The following is a 10,705-nucleotide window of genomic DNA, read 5'->3' on the forward strand; positions in this document are numbered from 1 at the left end:
CCTTCGGCGTGCGGGGTCCAGCCGCCACGTGCTCGATATCCTCGACCGGCATTGCCTGCTCGTCGGCCAGCCGTAGCTGCCGCCCGGCCCGCCACGCGGCCATGGTCAGCGACGCGTATAACGCTGGCCGGGTCACATCGAGGTGGTCGCGTAGGGCCTCCAGGAACCCGGTCAGCACCTCGCAATCGATGTCGGCCGGATCACCCCGGTAGCCGGCGGACAACTGCCCGGCAATCCGCACCAGCGCGGGCATCGCCATCCCGACCGCTGCGATCGTCCACTCGACACCCCGTAACCGGGCCCGAGCAACCAGTTCCCGCCACACCACATCACGGCCGCCGTAATTACCCGGACGCGTAAGTAACCAATCCCGCAACACCGGCAAGCAAACAACACCGGAAGGCAAATCCACCTTGCCGACCATGTCGCGAGCCAAGCTGCCACAATCGAGTGCCATCGGCGCCGAATCGGATGTCAACGCCTTGAACGCGTGGTCGACAGCGAGCAGATGAGATGTTGACCAGTCCGGGGTATCGGACACAGACATGTCAAAACTCCAAATAACAGAGGGCCATCAGAAAGGAATCAACACCGACATCGGCGAATCCCCATGCGGGCAGTACGCCACTGGCATCTGACACGGCAATGACAAGCGGCTGGACGAACTCCTCACCCCACGCTCACCGTGATCTGACAACCGCGGAGCCACGCCGAGCCGACGCCTCGTCAACCTCTGACTGGCACATCGCCTCTGACAACGCCAAGGACTACCGCTGATGTAAGCGTCGTTGGTCACGTGCCCTCGTCAGCGACAATCGCGGATGTCGCGCTCGGGCGTCCGGGACGCGAAACCCCGGGCCACGCGCGCGGAGACGGGCTGGCCTCTCAGGGTGACGGCTCATCGCCGTCTCAGGCCCGCTACGGAAGTCTCTGACAAAGCGATCCAACTTTGCCGCTGCCGGCAGCACGGCCCACCCCCGATCTGACAACCGATCCGCTGACAGATGCCGATCGCGTCTGTCAACGCACGTTCGGTACCCGGCCGGACGGGAGCAGCTACCGGACAAACCGGGTAGAACGTGGACTGTCAGACCAGATGATGGCGCTGTCAGATCGCCAAGTGTTCGCCACGACTGACAAACACCGATTGGTAGACGTCAGCGCATCACGGCGCGGCACGGAGCCAACACCATATGAGCGAGCACTCCACGCCGCAGCCTGCCCATCAGGGCGACACCACTCACACCCCTTCGATGGATCTGGTCGCCGGCGACCCACCGGTACCGATCACCGTCTGGCGCACCGCCCGCAGCGGCGACGACCAGAGCACGACCATCTCCAACCGACTGGCCTACCGACTCATCGCCGCCTACAGCCGGCCCGGCGAGGCGATCGTCAACCTCACCGACGAGCACGTGCTGGACACCGCTTGCCTACGCGGCGGTCGCCGACACCACCCAGCCTGGTTCACCGGCGCCTCCACGCTGATAGTCGGGCCGCAGACGCCACAGCCCGACGAACCCGACAACGACCTGGACCCCGAGGATCCGGATGATCTCCGGACCTGGTTCGGCGACGACCTCCGCGACCCCGATCCGTTCGCCGGCGATGACCCGGCCGTCGTGCCCGGCGACGGCGACGACCTGCAGGGCCGCACCAGCCTCGTCGTGGCCACCTGGCCGCTCGAGGCCAGCAGCGACGCGGACAACCGGGTCCGCCTGGCCTGGCTGCTTGCCGTCTGCACCAAACTGCTACACCCCGGTGGATGCCTAGTCCTCGTCGTCGGCGTCCCGGCCGGCACGCTCGCAGCCCCAGAGGACTTCACACCCGTCGTCGACGCCGCCGCAGGTGCCGGACTCGGCTACCTACAACACATCGTCGCGGTCGCCGCCGACACCGACGGCGACCGGTTCACCTACGGCGCACCCGATGAGGAACTACTGTCGTTGGCCCGCGCCACCGAAGCACAGGAGTTCGTACTCCACATCAAGGTCCACGCCGACCTGCTCGTCTTCACCCACAAGCAACTCCCCGCGGGTTCAGCGAAATCGACGGACTCTCAGCAGGAACCCACGGGTTCCTCATCACGATCACGCTATCGCGCGCCCAGGAAGTCGAGGAACTCACGGAATGCCGCACAGGACGGTGACCGGCATGCCTGACCCCTCGACCCACTCCCCCAGCGGCACAGCGAGCCCGAACCAGACGACCACGTGGCCGCAGGCCCTGTCGGTCTGGGCAACCGCCCAGTCGAACGGCCCCGTCCAGCGACGCGGCCGATACGTGCCCCAGTCGGTCAAGCACCCGGCCAGGATGCTGCCCGCGATCGCCGCCCACGCCGTGCGCTCCTACACCCAACCCGGCGACCTGGTATTCGACCCCATGTGCGGAATCGGCACCACCATCGTCGAGGCCATCCACGCCGGCCGTGACGCGATCGGCGTGGAGTACGAGTCCCAATGGTCCGACATCGCCGACCTCAACATCGCCCACGCCCACCGACACGGCGCCACCGGCCGCGGCTCGGTGATCCGCGGTGACGCCACCCAGCTGACCACGCTGCTACCCGCCGTCCTACAGGAACAGGTCGCCCTCGTGGTGACCTCGCCACCGTACGGGTCAACCGTGCACGGCCTCGTCCGCCCCGGCAGTGACGGAGTCGCCAAGTTCGACAACCGCTACGGCGAGGACAAGGGCAATCTCGCCTACCGCTCATCCCTGGCTGGGCTTGTTGAGGGGTTCACCGGAATCCTGCGCGGCTGCCACACCCTGCTGCGCCCCGGCGGGGTGGTCGTCATAACCGCCCGACCCTGGCGCAAACGCGGCGAACTGGTCGACCTACCCTCGGCGGTCCTGGCCGCGGGCACCGCCGCCGGCTTCGTGCCGCTCGAACGGTGCGTCGCCCTACTCGCCGCCGTCCGCGGCGGACGGCTCGTCGCCCGGCCGTCGTTCTTCCAGCTTCAGCAAGTTCGCAAGGCAAGGGCCGCCGGAGTGCCGATGCACCTGATCGCACACGAGGACCTGCTGGTACTCGGCAAGCCGCTGAATCCGGGAAGCAGGGTGGGGACATGACCACAGGCACCCACCGCACTCCCTCCCTCAACTCCGAGTCAACGGTCACCCCCATCTCAAGAGCTACCAAGCCGATCTGACAACCACAGAGACGTAAAGCCGCACCACTTGACGAGCGGCCGGTTCCTAACGGCACCGGCCGCTTCTTCATGCTCACCGCAGCAACCGGCACACGACTACCCGAAGGGCAAATCCGATGGCAACCCACCCACTCGCCATGACGCGAGTCACGAGCGCAATGAGCTGCAGCGCCACAATCCCGCCCAGCCACGAAGACAATGCTGTCATCGCCCTCCAACCCGCACGCGCTCGCAGTGAGGCGACGGCGACCGAGGAGCGAATGGGGCTCGCCCAATGCCGCGCTTCCCAGCCGGGGCGCCCGCCGGACGGAGGCACATGACGCTGCCGCCCGGCCACCATTCACCACAACGCAACGAGCCGGATTCGATCACGCCCCCCGACAAGCGACTTGACCAGCCCAGCGAAGACGATGGTCCATGGACCGTTGAGACCGTCGACGGCCGCGAAACATCCGGGGTCACCCGCGTGGTGGTACCCGGTCAGCCACCCGAGCTGCACCCCGCCGCAGCTGCCGCACTTCTCACGCTACTCAGACACGCCAACCCACGCCGCACCGACAACTCGCAACAGGAGCACTGATGCCCACCCCTCAACCGAAACCCTTCGCCTTCTACGGACGCGTGTCGACCGAGGACAACCAGGACCCCGAGTCGTCCCGGAGCTGGCAACTCACCCGGGCGACCACCATCATCCGCCCGCACAGTGGACAAATCGTCACGGAGTACTTCGACGTCGGTCAGAGCCGCTCCCTCCCCTGGCAACGCCGGATCCAGGCCAGCCGTCTTCTCGCGGCGCTCCGCGATCCACGTCGCGGGTTCTCTGCCGTCGTGGTCGGCGAACCCCACCGCGCGTTCTACGGCAACCAGTTCGGTCTCACGGTGCCGCTGTTCACCCACTACGGCGTCGAACTGTGGGTGCCCGAAATCGGCGGTCCGATCGACCCTGACAACGAAGCCCACGAACTGGTCATGTCCGTCTTCGGCGGCATGAGCAAGGGCGAACGTAACCGGATCAAACTGCGCGTCCGCACCGCCATGGCCGCCCAGACCCTCCTCGAGGGCCGCTACCTCGGCGGACGCCCGCCATACGGCTACACACTCCGCGAACTCGGACCCCACCCCAACCCGGCCAAAGCCGCCAACGGCAAACAACTCAAAGGCCTCATCCCAGACGAACAGACCGCCCCGATTGTCCGGCAGATCTTCACCGAATTCCTCGCCGGTATCGGCCTGTTCGCCATCGCTGAAGGACTCACCGCCAATCACGTGCCCTGCCCCTCAGCGCATGACCGCGCCCGCAACCGGCACCGCAGCGGCATCGCCTGGTCCAAAAGCGCCGTACGGGTCATCCTCACCAACCCCCGCTACACCGGCCGGCAAGTCTGGAACAAACAACGCACCGACGAGGTACTGCTCGACGTCGACGACGTGGCAATGGGCCACACCGGCGTCATGCGCTGGAACCCCCGCGACAAATGGGTGGTCTCCAAGGAGATCACCCACGAACCACTCATCGACGACACGACCTTCGAGCAAGCCCAAGCGATACTGCGACATCGCGGACGGGGAACCGGCGGCCAACACCTCCGGCAGCGCACTCGCAACCCGTACGTCTTCCGCGGCATCATCTACTGCGCCGCCTGCGACCGACGCATGCAGGGCCAGTACAACCACGGCGACGCCTACTACCGCTGCCGATTCCCACAGGAGTACGCCCTCGCCAACCATCTCCCACACCCCCGCAACGTGTACCTACGCGAGGACGCCCTCACCGACCCACTCGACACCTGGCTCGCCTCCGCCTTCGCCCCCCAACACCTCGAACACACCATCACCACGCTGGCCGACGCCCAACCAGTAGCCCATCCGCCCGCAACCGGCACACCAGCCCAGACCATCATCACCGAGTGCGACGCCAAGCTAGAGCGCTACCGCGCCGCCCTCGACGCTGGCGCAGACCCGACGGTAGTTACCGCCTGGATCACCCAGACCCAGACCGACCGCGCCGAAGCAGAACTACACGCACTCGCGAGCACCACCCCACACCGGCTGACCCGAGCAGAAATCACCGCCCTGGTGACCACACTCGGGGATATCACCGCCGTGCTCCGCGACGCCGACCCAGCCGACAAGGCCAAGGTCTACCGGCAACTCGGCCTCCGGCTGAACTACCAGCCCGAAACGCAAACGGTGCGCGCTGAAGTGGATCTCAGCGCGCACCGTGGGGAAATGGTTTGTGTCCGAGGGGGGACTTGAACCCCCACGCCCTATACGGGCACTAGCACCTCAAGCTAGCGCGTCTGCCATTCCGCCACCCGGACTTGCGTCGTCCAGCCTACCGCGATGGCCGAAGTGATCTTCTCACCTGTCGGCTACCCAGCGGGCCGCACGAGGAGTTACTGTACACCGCCCGGATGGATCATGCACATCGGCTCTCGGCGGGCGGCAATACCGGCCAGGAGCGCTGTTGCGGTAGCGTCGGGGCACGTCGGGCCGGCAGCATGACCACGTGTCGTATCCCTCGCCTTCCCCTTTGGCCGCAGTGCGGCATCGGGCTCTCGCCCTGCGTCACGCTGGCGACTTGGCCGGCGCGCGTCGACTACTCACCGAAACCGTGGAGTCGGCCCATCCGCCACCGTACGGCCCGGATCATCCCGAGATGCTGGACACCGCGCACCTCCTGGCGCGACTACACCGGGAGGCGGGCGACCCGAGCGCCGCCCGCCGGGTGTTGGAGGAGGCGCTCGCGGCGGGTGAACGCCTCCGGTCGGACGCCGATCCCGTGTTACTGGCCCTCGTCTTCGAGCTGGCGACCGTGGCGGACGAACTCGGTAACCGACACGAGGCGCGCCGCAACTTCCACCGGATGGTTACCGCCGGTCCGGCCGCACTCGGGGCCGACCATTCGTCGGTCCGCGCGGCCCGGGCCTACCTCGACGAGGCGGGCCTGGCTGGCGGCTCGTCCGGCACGCCGAGCCCCCCGCCTCCCACGCAGCACAGTCCGGGGCACCCGGGGGCCGGGATGGTCGCGGCGCAGCCCTCGGACGTTCGACGGGCGCAGCCGCTGGTTTCACCGGCAGCCGCCCCGGCTCCACCGGGTCCGTCTCCCGATCATGCCGGGCAGGTGACACCACAGCGGCCGGCGGTCGGACCAAGACCGGACGGGCACGGCGGCAGGCCACGGCCCCGACCGGACCGGTCCTGGGGGCCCCAATCCCCGTACAACTCTGTTGCCGCCCGCCCCGCTCCTGGGGTCCCAGCCAGTTACCCCGCGCCAGTCCCATCTCGGATGCTGGACGACACCGTTGTCGGTCTGCTGCCTGCCAGACATCCGGCACGGGAGCCGCAGCGGCGGGGCCGGAACTGGACCGCGGTGGTCGCCGCGGCGGGCGTGGCCGCGGTGGCGATCGTCGGCACGGGCTTGGTGGTGCTTCTTCGGACCGATCCGGCGGCAGCGCCGCTGCCGGAGACGCCGCCGGCGTCGGCGGCGGGAACGCCGAGCGGGGCGCCGAGTGCGCCGCCGCCGACGGACCTGAGTTTGCGGGATGACCTGACCTCGGTGACTATCACCTGGACGGATCCGTCCGGCGGCACCGTTCCATTCGTGGTTGCCGCCGGTCAGGCGGGGCAGCAGTTGGGGGCGAAGGATCGGGTGGAGCCGGGGCGGACCAGCTACACGCTCAATGGTCTGAGTGCCGAGGTGGACTACTGCTTCACGGTTTTGGCGGTGTATTCAACGGAGACGTTCACCACGTCCGGGCAGGTGTGCACCAATCGCGAGCGGTAGGTCGCCGGGAAGTACGCTGCGTGCACACCGGTGGACGGTACGGGTTTCCTTGCCGTCGCGAGCCAAATAGGATGGCACCCGACTTCTGGGAGGGCCGCCGGCTTCGGACCCGTCACCTGCTCAACCGATACGGGGAGGCAATTGGTTGTGGCCACCGTCAACAATGTCGTGACTCCACGCCGCCGGTTTCGTGGCGGGCTGGTCACCATCGCCACTGTGACGGCACTGCTGGCTGCGATGGGGCTCACTGTGCTCGGGGTCGGCGCCGCCGACAACGCGGTGGCAACCTTCGACGCCAGTTCCTGGCTGTGGAGCAGTGTTCGCGGTGAGTTGGCTCGGGTCAACGGGGTGACGGCGCGGGTGGACACCCGGCTGGAGGTTCCGGGTGCACGGCAGCATCCGGTGCAGGTCACCCAGACCGACCGGCTGCTCGTTCTGCGGGATCTGAGCACGGGCCAGGTCAGCTCGCTGGACCTCGCCACGTTGCGGATCCTCGCGACCTCCCCCACCACACCCGGTCTCGGGGTGAACGTCGTGCTACACGAGGAGGCGGCGTTCGTGGTGGACGCGGTGCAGGGCGTCGTCCGGCAGCTCGACCCGCGTTCGCTGACGCCGATCGGCAATTCGGTCCACTTTCCTCCCGGTATCACCGGTGGCTCGATCGACGGTGAAGGTCGGCTGTGGATCGCGGTGCCGAGCGAGGGAACCGTCGCGGCGATCGGTGCCGCGCCGTTGCCGTCACCGTCGGCCTCCACCGAGGGGGGCCTGAACCCGGAGCTGATCGAGACGTACGACATCACCGAGCCGCATCACGAGTTGATCGTCTCCGCGCTGGATGACGGGGTGGCGGTGCTCGACCGGACGGCGGGGTCGCTGATCATGGTGCGCCAGGGGGATGTGACGCGGACACCGCTGGAGACCTCCGCGCCGGCGGTCCTGCCCGCCCGGACCAACGGGTCGGCGGTGCCGGTCACGGTGCCGTCGCAACGGCAGGTGCACGTGGTCGCGGGCGGGGTGGTCACGAGTTTCACGGTGCCCGGCGAAGGGGACGACCTCAGCCCGGCGGTGTCGTGGGCGGGCCGGTTCTACTGCGCCGACGAGGCCACCGGCACCGTGTACGTACTCGACGAGGCCGGCCGGCTGGTCGATTCGATGTCCGGCGCACCGGCTGGTCCGCTTGAACTGGAGGTTCGGGAGAACCACCTGTTCATCAACGCTCCGGACGCGTCGATCGCCCGGGTGGTGGACGACCGGCACCGGATGCGGGACGTCGACAAGTACGCCAACGACGTGCTGGGCGGTGACCCGCCGCCCGCTCCCCCACCCCCGCCCCCACCGCCGAAGCCGAAGGAGAGCCGGCCGGGTCCACCGCAGGCGGTCACCGCGGCGGCCGGAGATGCCCAGGCCGGGGTGAGCTGGCGGGCCGCCGCCGCCAACGGCGCCGAGATCATCAAGTACGTGGTGTCCGGCGGTGGGCAGCGCGTCGAGGTCGGCGCCAACCAGCGGACGGTGGAGATCAAGGGGCTGACCAACGGGGAGACGTACGCCTTCTCGGTGTTCGCGGTCAACGCCAAGGGGGACGGCCCGGCGCGGACCAGCAACCCGGTGACGCCGACGGCGGAGGTGCCGGACCCGCCGGCGAGCGCGACCGCCGAGGCGCGCCCGGACGGGACGGTCGCGGTGCGCTGGCCGGCGGCGGACGGGCAGGGCAACACGATCGACCGGTACGTGGTGACAGCCACCTCGGCCGGCACGAACTCCCTGGCCGGGGAGGCGACCGGGACGGAGCTGGTGGTGCCGGCGGGCGAGCTGGAGTTCGGCCGGCAGTACGCGTTCTCGGTCGTCGCGGTCAATGACAGGGGTGCGGGTTCGGCGGCCTCGCCGGTGAGTAACACGGTGGTGCCGTACGCGCCGCCGGGGGAGCCGGTGGAGCTACAGGCCACGACGGTGGCGGAGCAGCCGGGGACGGTAGCGGTGCGGTGGGGGCCGGCGGCGGCGAACGGCCGGCCGGTAACGGCGTACCGGGTGGACGTGGGTGGTCAGCAGAGCGAGGTGACCGACACTCGGACGACGGTCGGCGGGCTGGGTGACGGGAAGCAGGTCACGGTCACGGTGCGGGCGGTAAACGAGGCCGGGCCGGGGCCGGAGGCGACGGTCACCGCGCGGACCGTGGCCGCGCCGAAAGTGACGGTGACCGGGTCGTCGGCGACCGCCACCGCGGTGACGGTGAGCTTCACTGTGGATGCGGGCGGCGGTGAGGCGACCTGCACGTTGCGCACCGGTGGCAAGCCGGCGAAGTCCGGCCCGTGTTCCCGGATCACGTTGTCCGGGCTGACTGCCAGCACGGCGTACACGTTCACGGTGACGGCGACGAACGTGGCCGGCCCGGGCAGCGCGACCCGGGGGCAGTCGACGGCGGTGCTGTCCGGGACGGCGACCTGCGAAAACGGCGACTCCGGGGACCAGACGACATACTGCGACGCCGACGTGGACGGCCGCAACGGCAACGAGATCTTCTCGGTGCCGCGCCAGGAGGACCCCCGGCAGGTCGGGTGGGCCAAGCCGGGCACGCGGTTGAAGGCGTACTGCCGGCGGGCGGGCGAGGAGGTGTACGCCTTCGTCTACAACGGGCACAAAGAGAGCACCTGGTGGGTGCAGGTCGACTACCAGGGGCGCAACTACATTCCGTGGGCCTGGCTGAACCTCGACGGTGGTGACGACATCAACGCTCTGCCAACCTGCTGACCGACGCCAGGCAAGGAGCACCAGCGTGAGTTCCCCCGGGTTACTAAATCAGTCGGAGGTGCAGGGCTTCGCCGCCCTCGCCGCCCGGCTGGCCGAGAACATCAACGCGGTTGTCCTGGGCAAACCGGAGGTGGTCCGGTTGGCCCTGACCGCCCTCTTCGCGCAGGGTCATGTGCTGCTGGAGGATGTGCCGGGGGTCGGCAAGACGACGCTGGCCCGGGCGGTCGCCGCCACGGTGCAGGGTAAGTGGCGCCGGATCCAGTTCACCCCGGACCTGCTGCCGTCGGACGTGTCCGGGGTGACGATCTACAACCAGGCCAGTCGGGAGTTCGAGTTTCATCCGGGCCCGGTCTTCGCCAACATCGTCATCGCCGACGAGATCAACCGGGCGTCGCCGAAGACCCAGTCGGCGCTGCTGGAGGTGATGGAGGAGCGCACGGTGACGGTGGACGGGGTGCGCCATCCGGTTCCGCAGCCGTTCCTGGTGGTGGCGACGCAGAACCCGGTGGAGATGGATGGCACGTACCGGCTGCCGGAGGCGCAGTTGGACCGGTTCCTGGTGAAGCTGTCGGTCGGCTATCCGGACGAGGCGGTTGAGGTGGAGGTGCTACGGGGCGCGACGGCGCGTTCTCCCGAGGCGCTGACCCCGGTCACCGACACCGCGACGGTCGAGGGGATGGTGCGGATGGCGCGCCGGGTGCACATCGCCGAGCCGTTGTACACGTACGCGGTGCGGATCGCCGCGGCGACCCGGGACCATCGGCAGGTCCGGGTGGGGGTGAGCCCGCGTGGGGTGATCGCGTTGACCCGGGCGGCCTGCGCGTACGCGCTGATCGACGGCCGGGGGTGGATCATGCCGGAGGATCTGAAGCTGCTCGCTGAGCCGGTGTTCACGCATCGACTGCTCCTCACCCCGGAGGCGCAGGTGCGGGGGGTGACCCCGACGGAGGTGCTGCGTCAGGCCATCGCCTCGGTGCCGGTGCCGTTGCCGTCCGGGCAGGCCGCCACGGTCCGCGGTTGA

Annotated in this window: 6 protein-coding genes, 1 tRNA gene and 1 pseudogene; 6 read left to right on the forward strand and 2 right to left on the reverse strand. The window is 68.8% G+C overall.

Going from position 1 to position 10,705, the window contains the following annotated elements; translation table 11 throughout:
• Positions 1 to 424 (reverse strand): annotated as a pseudogene (locus tag T398_RS14840) (hypothetical protein); the annotation flags it as partial.
• Positions 425 to 1,193: 769 nt separating this feature from the next.
• Here T398_RS14840 and T398_RS14845 point away from each other — a divergent pair.
• The 3 genes from T398_RS14845 (at position 1,194) to T398_RS14855 (ending at position 5,408) form a co-directional block, all read left to right on the forward strand.
• Positions 1,194 to 2,162, forward strand: a complete 969-nt coding sequence (locus T398_RS14845; RefSeq protein WP_496447504.1) for a hypothetical protein — start codon at positions 1,194 to 1,196, stop codon at positions 2,160 to 2,162.
• The gene (locus tag T398_RS14850; RefSeq protein ID WP_496447636.1) at positions 2,146 to 3,072 is read left to right on the forward strand and encodes a TRM11 family SAM-dependent methyltransferase; all 927 of its coding nucleotides are present in this window, start codon (positions 2,146 to 2,148) and stop codon (positions 3,070 to 3,072) included. Before T398_RS14845 ends, T398_RS14850 begins: the two co-directional genes overlap by 17 nt.
• Positions 3,073 to 3,731: 659 nt before the next feature.
• Positions 3,732 to 5,408 carry a recombinase family protein gene (locus tag T398_RS14855; protein WP_496447505.1) on the forward strand — a complete coding sequence of 559 codons (1,677 nt, stop codon included), beginning with the start codon at positions 3,732 to 3,734 and terminating at the stop codon, positions 5,406 to 5,408.
• Here T398_RS14855 and T398_RS14860 read toward each other — a convergent pair.
• Positions 5,390 to 5,473 (reverse strand) — tRNA-Leu (locus T398_RS14860). The genes T398_RS14855 and T398_RS14860 overlap by 19 nt on opposite strands.
• 212 nt (positions 5,474 to 5,685) lie before the next feature.
• Here T398_RS14860 and T398_RS14865 point away from each other — a divergent pair.
• From T398_RS14865 to T398_RS14875, 3 genes are all read left to right on the forward strand, one after another.
• On the forward strand, positions 5,686 to 6,939 hold the full coding sequence (locus tag T398_RS14865; RefSeq protein ID WP_496447507.1) for a fibronectin type III domain-containing protein: 1,254 nt from the start codon (positions 5,686 to 5,688) through the stop codon (positions 6,937 to 6,939).
• A 147-nt stretch (positions 6,940 to 7,086) separates the two neighbouring features.
• Positions 7,087 to 9,684 carry a fibronectin type III domain-containing protein gene (locus T398_RS14870; RefSeq protein ID WP_496447508.1) on the forward strand — a complete coding sequence of 866 codons (2,598 nt, stop codon included), beginning with the start codon at positions 7,087 to 7,089 and terminating at the stop codon, positions 9,682 to 9,684.
• Positions 9,685 to 9,709: 25 nt separating this feature from the next.
• On the forward strand, positions 9,710 to 10,705 hold the full coding sequence (locus T398_RS14875; RefSeq protein ID WP_496447510.1) for an AAA family ATPase: 996 nt from the start codon (positions 9,710 to 9,712) through the stop codon (positions 10,703 to 10,705).

It is taken from the genome of Salinispora goodfellowii (genome assembly GCF_059570675.1).

Bases quoted from the DNA above. Each gene is read 5' to 3' on its own strand.
- T398_RS14845 (WP_496447504.1), top strand. From the start codon at position 1,194: ATGAGCGAGCACTCCACGCCGCAGCCTGCCCATCAGGGCGACACCACT.
- T398_RS14855 (WP_496447505.1), top strand. From the start codon at position 3,732: ATGCCCACCCCTCAACCGAAACCCTTCGCCTTCTACGGACGCGTGTCG.